Here is a 19,700-nt window from a genome sequence, read left to right on the forward strand (position 1 = left end):
CAATAGTTGTGAGTAATCCATGCTCTGAACGGACAATCTTTTTACCCGTATTCATGAGTAGAAAACAGCCGGTACCGTAGGTATTTTTAGCCTGTCCCGACTCAACACACATTTGACCAAAAAGCGCAGCCTGCTGATCACCCGCGATTCCGGCAATTGGGATCCCTACTTCTTGTCCACTAATGGTATGTGTATATCCATAAACCTCAGATGAACTACGAACCTCCGGCAACATTGCTCTAGGAATGTCTAAAGCTTGTAAAAGCTTTTCATCCCACTCAAGCTTTTCGATATCAAACAGCATGGTTCGAGATGCATTGGTAAAATCAGTGACATGGACGGCCCCATTAGTTAGTTTCCAAATGAGCCAAGTGTCCACCGTACCGAATAATAACTCTCCCCGCTCAGCACGCTCACGGCTGCCTTCAACGTGATCCAAAATCCATTTAATTTTTGTGGCCGAGAAATATGGATCAATGACTAAACCGGTGGTCTTACGGATATATTCTTGCCAACCTGCTTTATACAATTGATTGCATATTTCGGTTGTTTGTCGGCTTTGCCAAACAATCGCATTGTAAATAGGTCTTCCTGTTTTTTTGTCCCAGACAATGGTGGTTTCCCGCTGGTTTGTAATTCCAATTGCCGCAACTTGCTCACTCTTGATGCCAGCTTGAGCCAATGCTTCGACCCATACAGCACTTTGAGTTGCCCAAATTTCCATAGGATCATGCTCAACCCAACCTGGCTGAGGGTAAATCTGGGTAAATTCTCTTTGAGCAATACTGACAACGTTCGCATCATGATCTAAAACAATTGCTCTTGAGCTTGTTGTTCCCTGATCAAAAGCAACAATATATTTTTTCGGGCAATTTGACATCTGAATGTCCCTTTCATTTTCCACACACATCTAGCCCACAATGCAAAAACATCATGCCTAACTGTATTTATTTAAAATTTTCTTTGGAATATATCATTATTTTTAAGTGGCATAGGCTTTCTTCGTCCAAACATTACCCATTCTTTATCAATTTTTTACTGCATGGAAAAAAGTAATAAGAAAAATATTGAAATTAGAAGATAAAAATATGCTGATCGGCTAATTTGAAATCACATAAATATTCAACTTATTCCTTTGCTTAAATAATAAACATTGTTTTACAGACATAAAAAAAATAAAGTGAAATACTCCTGTAGATAATATGTAAAAACGGAATAAATCTTCTCTTTTTTAGCATTCAACCCAAGCGAAACATGGAGCGAATCATGGTTGATCAACATTCTACCGCAACAACTCCACACTCTAATTTAGATACAAAAACCCGTCTAAAATCAATTTTGGGCGGTTCTGCCGGTAACCTTGTCGAATGGTACGACTGGTATGTATATGCCGCATTTACGCTCTATTTTGCTCATGCATTTTTCCCAAAAGGAAGTCAAACCGCTCAACTTCTTCAAGCTGCAGCTATTTTTGCAGTGGGTTTCCTTATGCGTCCCATTGGCGCATGGATTATGGGGATCTATTCTGACCGTAAAGGACGTAAAGCGGGCCTTACGCTTTCCGTTACTTTAATGTGTATCGGTTCGCTACTGATTGCAGTTACACCTTCCTACGAAAGTATTGGCGTATTTGCTCCATTGCTTTTGGTTATTGCACGTTTAATTCAAGGCTTAAGTGTAGGCGGTGAATATGGCGCAAGTGCAACGTATTTAAGTGAAATGGCAGAAAAAGATCGTCGTGGTTTTTTCTCAAGCTTCCAATATGTCACTTTAATTGCAGGACAGCTTACAGCTTTATGCGTACTACTCATCTTGCAAATGATACTCACCGAAGAACAACTGCATGACTGGGGATGGCGTGTTCCGTTTTTCATCGGAGCCCTTTTAGCTATTGTAGTGTTCCGTATTCGTCGTGGCTTATTGGAAACTCAATCCTTTAAAAACGCTCAAGCAGAAACAGATCAGCCGAAATCAGGAATGTTTGCTTTATTTAAACATTATCCTAAAGAGGCCTTCACTGTATTATTCCTAACTGCTGGTGGTACTTTAGCTTTTTATACTTACACCACCTATTTACAGAAATATTTAGTGAATACTTCTGGTTTTACCAAGCCTGAGGCTACTCAAATTACCACTTTAGCCTTATTTATCTTTATGTGCTTACAGCCATTGGCAGGTGCCTTATCAGATCGGATTGGCCGTAAACCGCTTATGATCGCCTTCGGAGTCACAGGTGTTTTATTCACTTATATTTTGTTTGATACACTTGCAAACACGCATAACTACTGGACTGCTTTCTGGCTATGTTTAGGTGGACTGGTTATGGTAACCGGCTACACATCAATTAATGCTGTAGTGAAGGCTGAACTTTTCCCTGCACATATTCGAGCTTTAGGTGTCGCATTACCTTATGCAATTGCGAATACTTTATTTGGTGGTACAGCCGAGTTTTTTGCATTAAGTTTTAAAGAAGCCGGGCACGAATCTTGGTTCTTTATTTACGTCAGTATCATGATTTTCATTTCATTGCTGATTTATATCTTCATGAAAGACACCAAGCATCATTCAAAAATTAAAGAACATTAAAATCCTTCAATTAGAGCTAATATCATAAGTGAATGTTAGCTCTAACTTAGTGAATAAGCTCCAACAACGTTTCTATTTTATGAGATACTTCATATAAGAAAATAAGGACGATACTGATGAATAAAAGTATTCTATGTTTGGCATTAAGTAGTATGTTCATTTTAACTGCATGTCAGACTACGCCTCGACAATATAATGGTTCAACTGGCTACCAGATTGAAAACCAAACAAAAACTTCAGCGACTTTAGCTTACACTTTAGCTGGTCGTAGTAACCAGCAACTTGATGAGCGTAAATTGCAACGCGCTTGTCAAAATGTGTTAGGTGCTCAGAAAGTTTATAAATTATCAATTTTAAGCATCAATGAAATTCCTAATCCAGCTAAAGATGAGCATTACGGAATTCAACTAGGTGAAACCCGCGCTTCTTTTGGCTTATCAAATACACCTAGCTTAAATAATGGTGAAGATTATGCGACACGCCAAGCACTTGAAGCACGTCCAAGTACATTAAAAGTCGTTCGTTATACTTGTTCATAACATAAAAAAAGACGCTGTTCTCTTACAGCGTCTTATAAAAACTTACATTTCTAAATTCTTTCGCTTCATCCAGATCTGGCCAAGTTGTTGCACTTCTTTCTTCAATTTTTTCATATTTTGGATGACTAAAGTTTTTAACACGGCTATCTGCTACCCATACTTCTGGTGCAAATTTTAAAAATTCGTCTAAGAAAAAGCGATTACATTGGTCATATAACACATCGGCAGCAAGTAAAATATCGACTTGTTCAGCCTTATATAAATCATCCAAATATTCGAGTTCTACATCATTAAGTAAAGCATTTTCACGACAAGCATTTAAACTAACCTGATCAATATCACAGCAGATTACGCGTTTTGCTCCTGCCATTTTTGCAGCAATTGCCACTACACCAGAACCTGCTCCGAAATCTAACACTACTTTATCTTTAACATGGTGCGGCTCTGCAAGTATCCACTGAGCCATCGCCAAGCCTGATGCCCAACAGAAAATCCAATACGGCGTGTCATTCCAGATACGGCGAATAACTTCGTCATCCAATCGATCAGTTGGAAAAACAGGTGGAATCAACCATAAAGAAATTGGAGTTTCTGGCAACTGTTGTGCCATTAATTCACAATGAGGAATGACTTCATGTAAGGCTTGAAGTAAATGTTCAGGGGCTTTGGACAGTTGAAAGGTGCAGCTCATAAATAAGCTCAACAATTTATAATTACTATTTGATCATCTGCATAACGAGCAAGACTAAAACAGTAGCTTAAAGCATGATAGTGGCTAGTTACTAAAAATACGTTAGTTCAATTCCACTGCTTTAATTAGTGCAAACGTTTTGGTCTTGCGTAGCATTCGCTACTCATCCCGAAAGAAAAGTAACATATGAGCTCCTAACATTTGCGTTAAACGGTAGGACGCCGCCGTGAATAAATTAAATTAACCTAAAGCTTTTTCAGCAGCTTCTACAGTTTGACGAATCAAAGTTGTAATGGTCATTGGACCAACACCACCTGGTACTGGTGTATAAGCAGAAGCAATTTCTTCAATACCTTGTAATTGAATATCGCCTACACCGCCGCCATCACGTGGATGGAAACCAGCGTCTACAACAACTGCACCTTGTTTAATCCAATCTTTTTGAATAAGTTCAGCTTTACCTACAGCACCAACAATAATGTCAGCTTGTTTCACAAGCTCAGGTAAGTTTTGTGTACGTGAATGACAAATCGTTACTGTCGCATTTGCTTGCAACAACATCATTGCCATTGGTTTACCTAAAATTGCTGAACGACCAACTACAACCGCGTGTTTGCCAGCAATTTCGATATTGTTTTCTTTAAGAATCGTCATAATGCCAGCAGGAGTCGCTGAACCATATGCAGCTTCACCCATTGCCATACGGCCAAAACCAAGGCAAGTTACGCCATCTACATCTTTTGCTAAAGAGATCGCATCAAAACATGCGCGCTCATCAATTTGTGCAGGAACTGGATGCTGTAAAAGAATACCGTGAACATCTGGATTGGCATTAAGCTTTTCAATTTCAGCTAATAATTGTTCTGTTGTGGTTTCTTGTGGTAATTCGATTTTTAATGAATCCATACCTACTCGGCGGCAGGCATTCCCTTTCATACGTACATAAGTTGCAGAAGCACCATCATCCCCAACCAAAATAGTCGCTAAAATTGGGGTACGACCTGTTTTCGCTTTTAAAGCTTCAACACGTACCAACAAATTTTCTTCAATTTGCTTTGCTAATGCACGACCGTCTAAAACCAATGCCACAGCACATCTCCAAGGTAGACATGAATTTAATGTGCCAATAATACATGATAATTTCGACAATTTTATTCTAGATGTTGTTTTTATGTGCATCTTCGCTCAAAACAGTATTGTTTTTTTTGTAAAGGTTGCTAATATGTGCATCACCAAATGCAGGCGGGGTGGCAGAGTGGTCATGCAGCGGACTGCAACTCCGTGGACGCCGGTTCGATTCCGACCTCCGCCTCCAAATTTGGTAAAGCCCGGGTGGTGAAATAGGTAGACACAGGGGATTTAAAATCCCCCGCCCTCAAAGCGTGCCGGTTCGAGTCCGGCCCCGGGCACCATCTTCAAGTACTGAATATGGTGTCATAAAGAATCCAGCGTAAGCTGGTTTTTTTATGCCTAAAAAAAGGGTCACCTCAGCAACCCTCTAATTTTCTATAATTTCAAGCAGTCTTTTGACCTTGTTTTAACGGCATCAAATTTAGATCCAATACAATATCGTTTTGTCGGCTTGAATCTATCTGATATTCGGTATTTTTAATTGAATCTACAAATCTCCACTCAGAATGAACTTGCACCTGATCTAGAGTAACCAACAAATATCCTCGTTGATTTAAATTACAATAAACCAATTCATCAATTAATGTAGTAAATGCAAATTCAAACTGTTGAAGCTGAGCCAGTGGAATACTTAAATATTTTTCCAAACCTGGAGACGATACAGAACTGGTCGCTAATTCAACTCCAACATATTTCCCTTTCTGGCTATATAAATAAGATGCCCATGCATTATGTGTATCCCCGGCTAACACAATGATCTTTTTATTAAACTCTGCCAATTTATCGTACACAAACTCTCGCTCAGCATAGTAACCATCCCAAGCATCGAGATTATATGGCGCAACCGTCATAATTCTTGCTTTTTCTTGGGCTGTTAATGTCGGATCATTTTGTTGTAAACGAAGTTTTAAAGCGACCAACTCGGTAATTTGTGCATTCATCTTAGCAAGCGCATCAGGCGAAGTTCCTCCTGAAGTAATTTGCCCTAAAGACGCCAACAACTCAGCTGGAATCCACATTTTACTCATTAAAACTTGCTGCCCTACTACATTCCATGTTGCTGTAGATTGCTTTAATTTATCAACCAACCAATCTCTTTGTGTATACCCCATCAAAGTACGCACCGGATTACTCCCTGAAACTTTGCAATATCCAAACCTGTAGTCGTCATGTAGTCTGCATATGCAAGCTGCTTATCACGCGCAATAATACGCGTATCTAGCATGGTTAACTGAACAAGAGAGCCAAAATTAAACTGGCGATAAATATTTAAATGATCTGTACTAGAAACTGGACGAATTGGCATCCATTCAAAATAGGCTTGTAGGGCAGCTAATTTACGGTCCGAAAAGGCCCCTTCATTACTTTGATGGTTTTCCGCCCCCTCACGCCAAGCATCATTTGCCAACTCATGGTCATCCCAAATCACAATAAAAGGATGGCGCTGATGAGCTGCTTGTAAATCTTTATCTTGACGATAAAGCGCATAACGTTTGCGGTAATCATCTAATTTAATAATTTCTTTATTATTATCGGCAGGTAAATTACGGCCTAGCTTGATTGCATCTTCTGTCGCATAGCCATCTGCCCCATATTCATAAATATAGTCACCCAAGTGAATAATGACATCAACATTCTGTTTTGCCATTTCACGATAAACATAAAAGTAACCCGCAGGATAGTTAGAACAAGAACATACTGCAAAGCTCACTTTATTGGTGGATGTTGGTAATGTTTTCGTCTGCCCAACTGGTGAAACTTTATTACCAAATTTAAAACGGTAGTAGTACACCGTATCTGCTTGTAACCCAGCTGCATCAACTTTCACTGTAAAGTCATCAGTCTTGCTTGTTTCAACCATTCCCGTCTTTAAATTTTGTTTAAACTGATTATCGGTTGAAATTTCCCATACAACTTTTAAGCGCACCCCAGAGTCTGTCGGTGTTACTCGTGTCCACAAAATAACTTTATCTTGTAGTGGGTCCCCGCTTGCCACACCATGAAGAAAATCTGCTTGTATTTCTGGGCTTTCATCATCTGAGCCATCATTACAACCTGTAAAAGCAACAGGTATAGATAAAGCCCCAAAACCGAGTAGACTTTTTTGAATTAATTCTCGGCGTGAAATTTTCTCTGACATAAAATTACCTAAGTTTTAAGCAATGAGTGTCTTAAACTTAAGTAGAGAAGATGAACAACTGATCTCAGTTTGATGAACAAATCATGACATAAATTGGTTAATTTATATAAATACTGATAAGAACTGATTGAAAATAAAGCAAACTCTCTGTTTTTCTCTTGCCAATCGCGCACTTGTCCTCTATTATTGCGCACATGCCCGGGTGGTGAAATAGGTAGACACAGGGGATTTAAAATCCCCCGCCCTCAAAGCGTGCCGGTTCGAGTCCGGCCCCGGGCACCATTTTCAACTATGAATTTGGTGCCATAAAGAATCCAGCGTAAGCTGGTTTTTTTATGCCTGATGAAAATAATGCTATGATCAGAATATTAATATTTATATCCGCTCTACTCTTTTTTATACCCTTTGCAAATGCCGAAGATATATTTAACGGTACAATCTTGTTCAAAAATAATGATTGGCACTTTGTACGCTGCTCTGTTACTCAAGATGACTATCTAATTGAAGCCCCTCAAGAGATATTTACTCAATTTAAAGAGCTACAGCAGCAACAAAAAAACTATTGGGTCAGCGTATTGGCAGAAGTAAATGAACAGCAGAATGGAAATTTAATTTTAAAAATTGAGAAAATAGACGAAGTTCATTTAGACGAGACATGTCATTTATTAGAAGCTCTCAAAAATTTTGAAAATCGAGAGTAATCACCACTCTCGATTCATCACCAACTCTTCCATTTCCAGATCTAAATATCCTGCATCTTGTACCACCATCATCATTGCCTCAGCAATATAATCAGCAGCACTATCATCAAGCGATGAGTCTAGATCTTCGAACTGTGGCTTCATTTCATTAATTTCATTTACAGTCTGATGAGCATATCGATAGATATCTTGCTCAGCTAAAGCAGGTTTTTGAACTTTTTTAGCAAATTGCTCAATAAGCTGCTTGAGTTCAGCGACCAAAATATCTGGATAATATTCATCATCAAACATTGGGAGAAGTAAGTCTTCAAACATACAAAAGTTTACACAACAGCAAAAACTTGCCGCTTATAACATATTTTCGTAAAAATCACGAGATATTTACCCGACTCACTCATCCACTCTATTTTAATGAGCACTGAGCAAGTCCAATTTTATAACGTCATTATTCAGACTTGCTGCATCGCTTTCCAAACTAAAATTGCTTCATGCATTTCCTTTACATCATGCGCTCTTACAATGGATGCTCCCTGCTGAATACTAAGTAAATGCCCAGTTACACTTCCCACAGCACGTTGATCTGCAGGAGCGCCTTGTAAAGCTTCACCTATGAAACGTTTACGAGAAAGCCCGGATAAAATTGGATAACCAAGTTCATTAAGTTTCCAAAATTCTTTTAATAGTTTTAAATTTTGCTGGGCATTTTTCGCAAAGCCAAATCCAGGATCAACAATAATATTGTGCTTTTTTACCCCAGCAGCCAAAGCCTCATCAATACGCTGTTGCAACTCTTGCATCACATCGAGTGTTACATCAGTGTACTGATCCAACTGATTCATTGTCGTTGGTTCACCGCGCATATGCATAATTACTACAGGTATATCTAATTCTACGGCAGTTTTTAAAGCATTGGGACGTGTTAAGGCACGGACATCATTCCAGATATGTGCCCCTGCTGCTTTTGCTGCGCGAATAACTTCTGGCTGACTTGTGTCGATCGACAAAATAACGTTATGGTGAGATAAAGCCTCGACCACAGGTACCACACGACGCACTTCTTCTTCTACTACAACTTCTGAAGCACCAGGACGGGTAGACTCCCCCCCAATATCAATAATAGTCGCGCCTTGCTCAATCATACTAAGTGCATGGTCAACCGCTTGGTCTAATTGGTTATGTTTGCCACCATCGCTGAAAGAATCAGGAGTGACATTTAAGATACCCATAACATGGGGCTGAGATAAATCTAATTGAAGCTGTCCACACTGTAAAATCTGCTTTGGTAAAGATATTAACTGCATAAAAAGCTCCGGTTCAAAATCAGCGGCTATTTTAGCAAGTAAGCTTTACATGCTGTCGATTTCTTTTCAGCTTTATCCAAAGTTAAGACAAATAAAGAAGCCACATGACTGTGGCTTCTTTATTACTTAACTTAATTCATCGCTGGTAATGGCGGTGGAGTAGATGGACCATCTTTTGGTGGCTCAAAAGCAGATACCGGATTTTCAGCAATATAAACTTTAGGTGGTTGAGGTTCGCGGCCTTCCATGATGTCACGGATTTGGTCACGATCAATAGTTTCCCATTCCATCAACGCTTTAACCATTGCGTGTGCGATATCTTTATTATTTTCCAAGATATCACGAGCAACTTTATACTGTTCATCTAAAATACGGCGTACTTCCTGATCAACTTGTTGTTGAGTTGCCTCAGAAATTGTACGGCTACCTACGTTACCGAAGAAACCATTTTGGTTTTCATCTTCGTAAACCATTACACCCATTTTGTCAGACATACCGTACTTCGTTACCATCGCACGAGCCATTTTTGTAGCGCGTTCGAAGTCATTTGAAGCACCAGTCGATTGCTGTTGAATGAAGACTTCTTCAGCAATACGTCCACCAAACAAAATTGCAATTTCATTTAGCATTTTGTCTTTATAGTGGCTTATCTGATCTTGTTCAGGTAACTGCCAAGTTACACCTAAAGCCCAACCACGCGGCATAATTGTTACCTTATGCACAGGGTCAGTGCCCGGTAAAATCTCAGCAACAATTGCATGTCCAGCTTCATGGTAAGCAGTTGCACGACGCTCTTCTTCACGTAGAACCATTGATTTACGTTCAGGACCCATATAGATCTTGTCTTTTGCATCTTCAAAGTCATGCATATCGACAGTGTTCTTATTGCGGCGAGCAGCAAACAGAGCAGCTTCATTTACAAGGTTTGCCAACTGAGCACCAGAGAAACCAGGCGTACCACGAGATAAAACTTTAACGTCTACACCAGTAACTGAAGGCAATTTTTTCAAATGTACATTCAGAATTTGTTCACGACCACGGATGTCAGGTAAACCAACCATAACTTGACGGTCGAAGCGGCCTGGACGTAACAATGCTTTATCTAATACGTCAACACGGTTAGTCGCAGCAATAACGATTACGCCTTCATTACCTTCAAAACCGTCCATCTCTACGAGCATTTGGTTTAAGGTTTGCTCACGTTCATCATGACCACCACCTGTACCTGAACCACGGTGACGACCTACTGCGTCAATCTCATCAATAAAGATAATACATGGCGCATGACGTTTTGCTTGTTCAAACATATCACGGACACGGGACGCACCCACACCCACAAACATCTCAACAAAGTCAGAACCAGAAATGCTAAAGAATGGAACTTTTGCTTCACCAGCAATTGCTTTGGCTAATAACGTTTTACCAGTACCTGGAGGACCAACCATAAGCACGCCACGTGGAATAGTAGCGCCCAAGCGTTTGAATTTTGCAGGATCTTTTAAGAAATCTACAATTTCCACAACTTCTTGTTTCGCTTCATCACAACCGGCAACGTCAGCAAAAGTCACTTTGATTTGGTCTTCAGAAAGCATTTTTGCCTTCGACTTACCAAAACTCATCGGACCATTTTTGCCGCCTGCACCACCACCCATGTTACGCATAAAGAACATGAATAACAAAATGATTAACAGTACAGGGAAACTAGCAATGAGAAGTTGCATCAAAATGCCTTGACGTTGTGGTGCTGTGCCCTCTACAACAACATTTTGCTTGTTTAAGCTTGGCATAAGTTCAGTGTCTTCAACTTGCGGACGAACAGTTTCAAACTGAGATCCGTTAGTTTTTTCACCACTAATATTTAAACCGTCAATCGTGACTTGCTTAATTTGGCCAGCATTCACCGCTGCAACAAAATCTGAATATTTCATTGCAGTTGGCTTATTGCGGTCACTGATATTACTGAAAATTAAAATCAGAACACCAAGTATTATTAGCCACAATACGGCATTCTTGAAGTAATCGCTCAAAGCTTTATTCCCATATCAATCTAATTTGATCATGCCCAAACTTGGCCGATCGTCTTAAAAACAGCAATTGTCTTGCTTGCGGATAACCTAAAAGATACAAAATGCACAATTTTTAGGAGCTTGGCAAGTAAACTTTATTGCAATGCTTTCTTACGCCCTTGTCCAACCAAAAAAACTTCTTTAGATCGTGCCCGAGAAGCTGCTGGTTTTGCTGTTTTTAACACATCAAAACTATCAACGACTTGTTTACGAAACTCATCAAATCCTGCGCCTTGGAACACTTTAACAACAAACTGTCCATTTGGACCCAAGACTTTCTGAGCAAAGTCTAAAGCAAGTTCACACAAGTAAATCTGTCGAGGTTGATCAACAGCCCTATTACCTGATGTATTGGGGGCCATATCAGAAATTACAATGTCTACTTGTCTTCCGTTTAAAATATTTAACAATTTTTCAAATACAGCTTCTTCTCTGAAGTCGCCTTGTAAGAAAGTGACATCTGGCAAAGCATCCATAGGTAAAATATCGGAAGCAATAACCAATCCTTTACTACCAACGAGTTTCCCAGCGATTTGTGACCAACTCCCAGGAGCTGCTCCCAAGTCCACCACTGTCATGCCTGGCTTGATCAACTTATATTTTTCTTGAATTTCAAGAAGTTTATACGCTGCTCGTGCACGATATCCTTCCTTTTGTGCTTTTTTTACAAAAGGATCGTCTAGATGTTCCCTCATCCACGCACGACTACTTTTAGACAATTTTTGGTTGGTGATGCGTGTTGCCATAACTCACTAAATATCAAAAAAACTTCTGATTGCTCATTGTACGTGAAAATTACTCTCATTACAGTACGGATGTAACGTAATCTCAATAACTTTTACAGTTTTTTTCCAATAATGTTGATCGATTATTTATACAGTTTTTCGTACATTTGATTTTAAGTTTTTTGCTATACTAAGTCGTTTTTAAAATCAGGTATTTTTAATGGCCGCTTTATCTATTCATGAACGTAAACGTTTACGTCAAATTGGTCATGTGCTTAATCCGGTTGTCATGATTGGTGGACAAGGCTTAACAGACGCTGTTATTGAAGAAACGCTTCGTGCTTTAAACGATCATGAACTCATCAAGGTAAAAATTGCTGGTGAAGACCGTGAAGCTCGTGCCGCAGTAATTGATGCGATTGTAGAAGCAACTGGTGCTGAAGCTGTACAGAAAATTGGTAAAATTGTTTTACTCTATAAAAAAGCAGCTAAGCAAAATCAACATTTATCTAACCTTGTTCGTCACGTACACTTAGCAAACTAACTTATTGACTACTTATGGCAAGTTACGAACTTTCAGCTTTTGATCGTTTTCATGCTGTTTCTGTTGTTGGCGCAATTGAACAGCAAGCCCCATATACATTAAATGTGGGTTTTTGGATTCGTGATCCAAACCAACTAATTATCTGGCCCCAAGAAGTCGCCGCTCATCCTCGCCAGGACTTTTTGTGGGAAGAGACTTGTTTTGAAATTTTCATTGGCGTGCATGATGAAGATTTCTACCGGGAAATTAATCTTTCCCCTTCTCAAGCATGGCAGACTTACCAGTTTGAAGAATATCGCTATCCGGAAAGCATGCCTCCCCTCGTTGCTTACGATATCGAATTGAATCATCTCAAACGTACCCACTATGGGTTAAATGTAAGTCTTGACTTAAGCCAGTTTATGCAACAGCACCGCTTAAAATGGGCAAACCTTTATCTAGGTTTGACTGCTGTTTTAAAAACAAAAGATGGTATGCAGTACTATGCAATGCAGCATAGTGGAAAACATGCTGATTTTCACAATAAACGTGATTGGCTGCATGAGTTTTAAAAAACAAAAAAGCGAGAAATTAATTCTCGCTTTTTTTATTAACTTTTAATGCTAAATCTTTAGTGATCTCTTGCTTTGTTCCAAGCTTCAACCGCATTATTTTTAGTGCGTTTTAAGCTTTCAGTTAAAGAGTCTTTGTGTTTTAAAGAAATTTGGCTAATGTCACCTTTAAGTTCCTTAGTCACTTTGGTTAGATCTTCAATTAATGCATTGATTTCAGCTTTTAAAGTATTTTTTAATTCATTCAACCCTTCTTGTGAAGTATTGAACTGAGCTTTAATCACATCAAGACGCTGTAAAATATCTTGTTTAATCTGAGCAAATTGATTGTGAATGTTCTGATTCAATTCTTGTGTTTCAGCTTCAATCTTTTCTTCGGTCTCATTAATTACAGCTTTTACTTGCTCTTGTGTTTCTGCAATAGCTTCTTTAACTTGCGAAGTCGCTTCGTGAGCGACTTCTTTGACCTGTTCTGTTTTTTCAGCTACAACTTCTTTTACCTGTGTAGCTTTAGTGCTAACCGCTTTTTTAGCTCGAGTCGTCGTTTTGGCTACGGCCTCTTTAGCTTCAGCTACTTCTGTTTTTACAGTCTCTGCTACTGATGAAGTATTCTCAGCTATGTCTTTTGAAACTTGGTTATCGCTCATGCTATTTCCTCGTATTGTTTATTTTTTAGCTAACATTACAATAAGAGGAATTAGACAATTTCAGCAGCCAGATTGTCAGACAATTTGCTAAAAGTATCAATTTCAGACAAGTGGATGACTTTTTTTGCTAAAAGCAAGCAATGAATTAAATTTTTTAATAGAAAATAAATAGACTTTTTAAGGTTCCATGCGTATAATGCGCTGTTAAGTTACAAGCGAGCAGACCAGTGAGGAGGGGCATGTTTTTTTAGAACATCGCCTATCTTTTTTAGGTCTACTCGCTTTTTTACAGCCGAAATTCAGGAGCTTTGGTTTGAGCACCCCCGCCATTTTAGCCCTCGCAGATGGAACGATCTTTAAAGGAACGTCAATCGGCGCAACGGGAAGTACGACTGGAGAAGTCGTTTTTAACACAGCCATGACAGGCTATCAAGAAATTTTGACTGACCCAAGTTATGCACAACAAATTGTGACATTAACTTACCCTCATATTGGTAACACTGGTTGCAACGAAGAAGACGTTGAATCTGGTCGTATCCATAAAGTATGGGCGAATGGTTTAATTATTCGTGACCTTCCACTATTACACAGCAACTTCCGTTCTGAGCAATCATTAAGTGAATATTTGCAAGCGCACAATGTTGTCGCAATTGCTGATATTGACACACGTAAACTTACTCGTATTTTACGTGATAAAGGTGCACAAAATGGTTGCATCCTTGCCGGCGAAAATATTACTGAAGAAGAAGCTATTGCTAAAGCTCGCGCTTTTGGTGGTTTAAATGGTTTAGACCTTGCAAAAGAGTGCTGTGACCCGACAGGCTTTGAATGGTCTGAAGGTTCGTGGGTATTAGGTAAAGGCTTTACTCAACCTGAGTTAAAATACCATGTGGTTGCATACGATTATGGTGTCAAAACCAACATCTTGCGTATGCTTGCAGACCGCGGTTGTAAACTCACTGTTGTCCCTGCTGAAACTCCGGCTGAAAAAGTATTAGCACTTAATCCGGATGGCGTATTCCTTTCAAACGGCCCTGGCGACCCAGCTGCTTGTGATTACGCTATCGAAGCTGTAAAAACTATTGTTGAAACCACAACATTACCTGTATTTGGTATCTGTTTAGGACACCAAATCTTGGCACTCGCTTCTGGTGCAAAAACTGTAAAAATGAATCATGGTCACCACGGTGCGAACCACCCTGTACAAAATCTTGAAGATGGTACAGTGATGATTACATCTCAAAACCATGGTTTTGCTGTAGATGCAGAAACATTACCGGCTAACTTAAAAGCAACGCATAAATCATTGTTCGATGGCACTCTACAAGGGATTCATCGTACAGACAAACCAGCTTTCAGCTTCCAAGGTCACCCTGAAGCAAGCCCAGGTCCACATGATTGTGCACCTTTGTTCGATCATTTCATCGAACTTATTGAAGCATCTAAACAGTAATTAAGGAGCGAATAATGCCTAAACGTACGGATATTAAAAGCATCTTAATTATTGGTGCTGGTCCAATTGTCATTGGTCAAGCTTGTGAGTTTGACTATTCTGGTGCTCAAGCATGTAAAGCACTTCGTGAAGAAGGCTATCGTGTTATTTTGGTTAACTCTAACCCAGCAACCATTATGACTGACCCTTCAATGGCTGATGCAACTTATATTGAGCCAATTACTTGGCAAACTGTTGCTCAAATCATTGAAAAAGAGCGCCCAGATGCAGTACTCCCTACTATGGGTGGACAAACTGCACTTAACTGCGCGCTTGCACTTGATGAAAATGGTGTATTAGAAAAATACGGCGTAGAACTTATTGGTGCAACGAAAGAAGCAATTGAAAAAGCTGAAGACCGTAAATTGTTTGATGAAGCAATGCGCAAAATCGGCTTGGAATGTCCAAAAGCTGCCATTGCTGAAACAATGGAAGAAGCATTGGAAATTCAATCTCGCTTTGGTTTCCCAGTAATTATCCGTCCGTCATTCACTATGGGTGGTTCAGGCGGTGGTATTGCATATAACCGCGAAGAATTCCTTGAGATTTGTGAACGTGGTTTCGACCTCTCTCCTACTCACCAATTATTGATCGATGAATCTTTAATTGGCTGGAAAGAATACGAAATGGAAGTTGTTCGTGACAAAAACGACAACTGTATTATCGTATGTGCGATCGAAAACTTCGACCCAATGGGCGTTCACACAGGTGACTCAATCACTGTAGCACCGGCTCAAACCTTAACTGACAAAGAATATCAATTGATGCGTAATGCTTCAGTTGCAGTTCTTCGTGAAATTGGTGTTGAGACAGGTGGTTCTAACGTTCAGTTCGGTATTAACCCGAAAGACGGCCGTATGGTTGTGATCGAGATGAACCCACGTGTATCTCGTTCTTCTGCGCTTGCGTCTAAAGCAACTGGTTTCCCAATTGCAAAAATCGCAGCCAAACTTGCTGTTGGTTACACCCTTGATGAATTGAAAAATGACATCACTGGTGGCGTAACTCCTGCAAGCTTTGAACCATCAATTGATTACGTTGTAACAAAGATTCCTCGTTTTAACTTCGAGAAATTCCCACAAGCAGAACCTGTATTAACCACTCAGATGAAATCTGTTGGTGAAGTCATGGCTATTGGTCGTAACTTCCAGGAATCTGTACAAAAAGCATTACGTGGTCTTGAAGTTGGCGTAAGCGGTTTCGATGAGAAAATCGAAGCTGGTGCAACAAATGTAAAAGAAACTATTCTAAAAGAGCTTAAAGTTCCGGGACCTGAACGTATTTGGTACGTAGCAGATGCATTCCGTCACGGCTTCTCTTTAGATGATGTATTTGAAGCAACTAAAATTGACCGTTGGTTCTTGATCCAAATTCAAGATATTGTCAACACAGAAGCTCAAGTAAAAACTTTAGGTTTTGGTGATCTCACTGCTGAAAATATCCGTTCGTTCAAACGTAAAGGTTTATCTGACCTTCGTATTGCGAACCTCATGGGTATTTCTCAAAAGCAATTCCGTAAGCAACGTTGGAACTTGGGTGTTTACCCTGTTTACAAACGTGTTGATACATGTGCTGCCGAGTTTGAATCTGGTACAGCATATATGTACTCCACTTACGATGAAGAGTGTGAAGCTAACCCATCAAATCGTGACAAGATCATGGTTATTGGTGGTGGTCCAAACCGTATTGGTCAAGGTATCGAATTTGACTACTGCTGTGTACACGCTGCTTTAGCAATGCGTGAAGACGGTTATGAAACAATCATGGTAAACTGTAACCCTGAAACTGTTTCTACCGACTATGACACATCTGATCGTCTATACTTCGAACCTGTAACACTTGAAGACGTTCTTGAAATCGTACGTACAGAGAAGCCTAAAGGCGTAATCGTACAATACGGTGGTCAGACTCCACTGAAATTGGCACGTGCTTTAGAAGAAGCTGGTACTCCAATTATCGGTACATCTCCAGATGCAATTGACCGTGCAGAAGACCGTGAACGTTTCCAACAAATGATTCAACGTTTACAGCTTCGTCAACCAAACAACAGCATTGTAAAATCTGCTGAAGAAGGTATCTCTGAAGCTGCGAAAGTTGGCTATCCATTAGTTGTTCGCCCATCTTATGTATTAGGTGGCCGTGCAATGGAAATCGTCTATAACGAAGATGAGCTTAAACGTTATCTTCGTGAAGCAGTACAGGCTTCTAATGAAGCACCTGTTCTTCTTGACCATTTCCTTGATGATGCAACTGAAGTTGATGTTGACTGCGTATCTGACGGTAAAGATGTCGTGATTGGCGGTATTATGCAACACATCGAACAAGCAGGTATTCACTCAGGTGACTCTGCATGTTCTATCCCTCCTTACTCTCTTTCTAAAGAGATTCAGGATGAGATGCGTCGTCAAACAATTGCGATGGCAAAAGAACTTGGTGTAGTTGGTTTAATGAACGTTCAGTTCGCAGTGAAAGGCAACGATATTTACGTTCTGGAAGTAAACCCACGTGCATCACGTACTGTTCCATTCGTATCGAAATGTATTGGTGAATCTTTAGCAAAAGTAGCTGCTCGTTGTATGGCGGGTCAATCACTTGAGTCTCAAGGTTTTACTAAAGAAATTATTCCAAATCGTTTCGCAGTAAAAGAAGCAGTATTCCCATTTGCAAAATTCCCTGGCGTAGACCCAATGCTTGGTCCTGAGATGAAATCTACAGGTGAAGTAATGGGTGTTGGTCAAACCTTTGGTGAAGCATTCTATAAGGCTGTTTTAGGCTCAAATGACCGCTTACCAGGCTTGCCAACTGAAGGTGAAGTAAAGCATGCTTTCTTATCTGTTCGTGAGTCAGACAAGAAATACATCGCTGATATTGCTAAGAAATTAGTTGAATATGGCTTCAAACTTGTAGCAACAGGTGGAACATATCAGGTACTTAAAGAAGCAGGCTTAGAATGTGAATCTGTAAATAAAGTAACTGAAGGCCGTCCACATATTGTTGACCGCTTGAAAAATGGTGAAATACACCTTATTGTCAATACTACTGAAGGCAAACAAGCTCAATATGACTCTGCAATGATTCGTCGTGCTGCCCTACAAGGCAAAGTGTATTACACAACGACTATCAATGGCGCAGAAGCGGTTTGCCAAGCCTTTGCTGTGAAATTGCCAATGGATGTATACCGCTTGCAAGATTTAACTGTAGGTTAATTTTTTCCGATAAGTCCCGCCACCTTATCGGTGGCGGGATTTTTTCATTTTTTTAACTGTGTTTTCTCAACTTAAGAGGGACCGAAATGCAACGTTATCCAATGACCCCTGAAGGTAAAATCGCCTTAGAGAAAGAATTACAACATCTGAAAACTGTTGAACGTCCACGTATTACTCAAGCGATTGCTGAAGCACGTGAACATGGGGACTTAAAAGAAAATGCAGAATATCATGCTGCTCGTGAACAGCAAGGTTTCTGCGAAGGCCGTATCCAAGATATCGAAGGAAAATTGGGTGCTGCACAAGTCATCGATGTTAAAGACTTAGAACAAAACGGTCGTGTTGTATTCGGTGTTACGGTAACGATTGAAAACCTTGATACTGAAGAACGCAAGACTTATAAGATTGTTGGTGATGACGAAGCTGATTTTAAAATCAATAAAATTTCAGTAAATTCGCCAATTGCACGTGGCCTTTTGGGTAAAAATGAAGGTGATGAAGTAAAAATTACCACCCCTCAAGGCGAAGTGGAATACGAAGTTGTAAGTGTAGAATATCTCTAAGGTAATACACTTGAACCCCTCTTCATGAGGGGTTTTTATTTAATATGTTTTGGCTCATTTTTCTTTGGATAATAAATTATGGATACTCCTCTAATTAACACACCAGTCCGCCATTGGTGTGAATTTGAGTTTATTTCCAAAACTGTGAAAAATCCAAATATCCATATTAAAGGGAATTACTCTTACTACTCGGCATATTGGGATCAAGGTTTTGAACGTTGTGTAGTGCGATATCTACATGACAAGCCTTCTACTCCAGACAAGCCAATTGATCAGCTCTATATTGGTAATTTTGTTTGTTTTGGCGCTGAATGCGTGATTATGATGGGTGGCAACCAACTTCATCGGCCAGACTGGATATCGACATTTCCCTTTGACACCCGAAGTTTTTTAGCCGCTGGTGACACTATAATTGCAGATGGCTGCTGGATTGGAAGTCGTGCAATGATCATGCAAGGTGTAAAAATCGGTGAAGGTGCTGTTGTTGCAACTGGAGCTGTGGTCACTAAAGATGTCCCCCCTTATACAATTGTTGGTGGCGTACCTGCAAAAATTATTAAATACCGTTTTCCTCAAGAGCAAATAGAAAAACTACTTGCTTTAAAAATTTATGATTTAGATGAAAAACAAGTTTTAAAAATGCGGGAATATTTACAAACGGATGATATAGATGCATTAACAGCACATCTTAAAAAATTACAGAGCGAATAAAATATATTTGCAAGAATTTCTTGCTTAAAAACACAAATGATTACGTGCTCGAATTTAAATCGTAAGAAAAGAAGTATAAAGTATTGAATAAATAACCATCATTACA

17 protein-coding genes, 3 tRNA genes and 1 pseudogene are annotated in these 19,700 nt (G+C 39.7%); 12 read left to right on the plus strand and 9 right to left on the minus strand.

What is annotated here, in order from left to right; all coding sequences use genetic code 11:
* Positions 1-880 (minus strand): glycerol kinase GlpK (gene glpK, locus C1642_RS09435; protein WP_146035323.1); only part of this gene is annotated, 880 nt, incomplete at its 3' end.
* A 374-nt stretch (positions 881-1,254) separates the two neighbouring features.
* Here glpK and C1642_RS09440 point away from each other — a divergent pair.
* Positions 1,255-2,586 carry an MFS transporter gene (locus tag C1642_RS09440; protein WP_103236244.1) on the plus strand — a complete coding sequence of 444 codons (1,332 nt, stop codon included), beginning with the start codon at positions 1,255-1,257 and terminating at the stop codon, positions 2,584-2,586.
* 116 nt (positions 2,587-2,702) lie between these two features.
* Entirely contained in the window at positions 2,703-3,125 is a 423-nt protein-coding gene (locus tag C1642_RS09445; protein ID WP_001043188.1) for a hypothetical protein, read from the plus strand.
* Between the two features lie 22 nt (positions 3,126-3,147).
* Here the strand turns inward: C1642_RS09445 and C1642_RS09450 are convergent, their stop codons facing one another.
* Positions 3,148-3,816, minus strand: a complete 669-nt coding sequence (locus C1642_RS09450) for a class I SAM-dependent methyltransferase (RefSeq protein ID WP_001278006.1) — start codon at positions 3,814-3,816, stop codon at positions 3,148-3,150.
* Positions 3,817-4,056: 240 nt separating this feature from the next.
* The gene (gene folD / locus C1642_RS09455; protein WP_001229846.1) at positions 4,057-4,905 is read right to left on the minus strand and encodes a bifunctional methylenetetrahydrofolate dehydrogenase/methenyltetrahydrofolate cyclohydrolase FolD; all 849 of its coding nucleotides are present in this window, start codon (positions 4,903-4,905) and stop codon (positions 4,057-4,059) included.
* Between the two features lie 152 nt (positions 4,906-5,057).
* On the opposite strand from folD, the gene C1642_RS09460 reads away from it, so the two are divergent.
* Positions 5,058-5,131, plus strand: a tRNA-Cys gene (locus C1642_RS09460).
* A gap of 11 nt (positions 5,132-5,142) precedes the next feature.
* A tRNA-Leu gene (locus C1642_RS09465) sits at positions 5,143-5,228 on the plus strand.
* 102 nt (positions 5,229-5,330) lie between these two features.
* On the opposite strand, the pseudogene C1642_RS09470 reads toward C1642_RS09465, so the two are convergent.
* Positions 5,331-7,087 (minus strand): annotated as a pseudogene (locus C1642_RS09470) (alkaline phosphatase D family protein).
* A gap of 196 nt (positions 7,088-7,283) precedes the next feature.
* Here C1642_RS09470 and C1642_RS09475 point away from each other — a divergent pair.
* Together C1642_RS09475 and C1642_RS09480 are read left to right on the plus strand one after the other, a co-directional pair.
* Positions 7,284-7,369 (plus strand) — tRNA-Leu (locus C1642_RS09475).
* 53 nt (positions 7,370-7,422) lie between these two features.
* Positions 7,423-7,788: a hypothetical protein gene (locus C1642_RS09480; protein ID WP_103236245.1), complete on the plus strand. Its 366-nt coding sequence runs from the start codon at positions 7,423-7,425 to the stop codon at positions 7,786-7,788.
* Here C1642_RS09480 and C1642_RS09485 read toward each other — a convergent pair whose 3' ends face one another.
* The 4 genes from C1642_RS09485 to rlmE form a co-directional block, all read right to left on the minus strand.
* Positions 7,789-8,103 carry a DUF5713 family protein gene (locus C1642_RS09485; RefSeq protein ID WP_000461267.1) on the minus strand — a complete coding sequence of 105 codons (315 nt, stop codon included), beginning with the start codon at positions 8,101-8,103 and terminating at the stop codon, positions 7,789-7,791.
* Positions 8,104-8,237: 134 nt separating this feature from the next.
* Entirely contained in the window at positions 8,238-9,089 is an 852-nt protein-coding gene (gene folP, locus C1642_RS09490; protein WP_001176038.1) for a dihydropteroate synthase, read from the minus strand.
* 131 nt (positions 9,090-9,220) lie between these two features.
* Positions 9,221-11,116 carry an ATP-dependent zinc metalloprotease FtsH gene (gene ftsH / locus C1642_RS09495; protein WP_001286662.1) on the minus strand — a complete coding sequence of 632 codons (1,896 nt, stop codon included), beginning with the start codon at positions 11,114-11,116 and terminating at the stop codon, positions 9,221-9,223.
* Positions 11,117-11,250: 134 nt separating this feature from the next.
* A complete protein-coding gene (gene rlmE, locus C1642_RS09500; protein WP_000235573.1) occupies positions 11,251-11,901 on the minus strand; it encodes a 23S rRNA (uridine(2552)-2'-O)-methyltransferase RlmE in 651 nt (216 codons plus the stop codon).
* Between the two features lie 199 nt (positions 11,902-12,100).
* Between rlmE and yhbY the strand changes: the two genes are divergently transcribed.
* A complete protein-coding gene (yhbY, locus tag C1642_RS09505) occupies positions 12,101-12,424 on the plus strand; it encodes a ribosome assembly RNA-binding protein YhbY (RefSeq protein ID WP_103236246.1) in 324 nt (107 codons plus the stop codon).
* A gap of 14 nt (positions 12,425-12,438) precedes the next feature.
* On the plus strand, positions 12,439-12,975 hold the full coding sequence (locus C1642_RS09510) for a DOMON-like domain-containing protein (RefSeq protein ID WP_000179363.1): 537 nt from the start codon (positions 12,439-12,441) through the stop codon (positions 12,973-12,975).
* 59 nt (positions 12,976-13,034) lie between these two features.
* On the opposite strand, the gene C1642_RS09515 is transcribed toward C1642_RS09510, so the two are convergent.
* Positions 13,035-13,622, minus strand: coding sequence for a hypothetical protein (locus C1642_RS09515; protein WP_001282880.1), 588 nt, complete (start codon positions 13,620-13,622; stop codon positions 13,035-13,037).
* 313 nt (positions 13,623-13,935) lie between these two features.
* Between C1642_RS09515 and carA the strand changes: the two genes are divergently transcribed.
* The 4 genes from carA to C1642_RS09535 all read left to right on the plus strand — a co-directional run bounded on the left by carA (position 13,936) and on the right by C1642_RS09535 (position 19,594).
* A complete protein-coding gene (carA, locus tag C1642_RS09520; RefSeq protein ID WP_000106446.1) occupies positions 13,936-15,075 on the plus strand; it encodes a glutamine-hydrolyzing carbamoyl-phosphate synthase small subunit in 1,140 nt (379 codons plus the stop codon).
* Between the two features lie 14 nt (positions 15,076-15,089).
* On the plus strand, positions 15,090-18,320 hold the full coding sequence (carB, locus tag C1642_RS09525; protein ID WP_001126293.1) for a carbamoyl-phosphate synthase large subunit: 3,231 nt from the start codon (positions 15,090-15,092) through the stop codon (positions 18,318-18,320).
* Between the two features lie 86 nt (positions 18,321-18,406).
* Positions 18,407-18,883 (plus strand): transcription elongation factor GreA, encoded by a 477-nt coding sequence (gene greA / locus C1642_RS09530; RefSeq protein ID WP_001190204.1) that lies wholly within the window; start codon positions 18,407-18,409, stop codon positions 18,881-18,883.
* Positions 18,884-18,961: 78 nt separating this feature from the next.
* Positions 18,962-19,594 (plus strand): CatB-related O-acetyltransferase, encoded by a 633-nt coding sequence (locus tag C1642_RS09535; RefSeq protein WP_000380747.1) that lies wholly within the window; start codon positions 18,962-18,964, stop codon positions 19,592-19,594.
* Positions 19,595-19,700 lie beyond the last annotated feature (106 nt).

It is taken from the genome of Acinetobacter sp. AKBS16, assembly GCF_002899995.1.
GTDB classification, from domain to species: Bacteria; Pseudomonadota; Gammaproteobacteria; order Pseudomonadales; family Moraxellaceae; genus Acinetobacter; species Acinetobacter baumannii.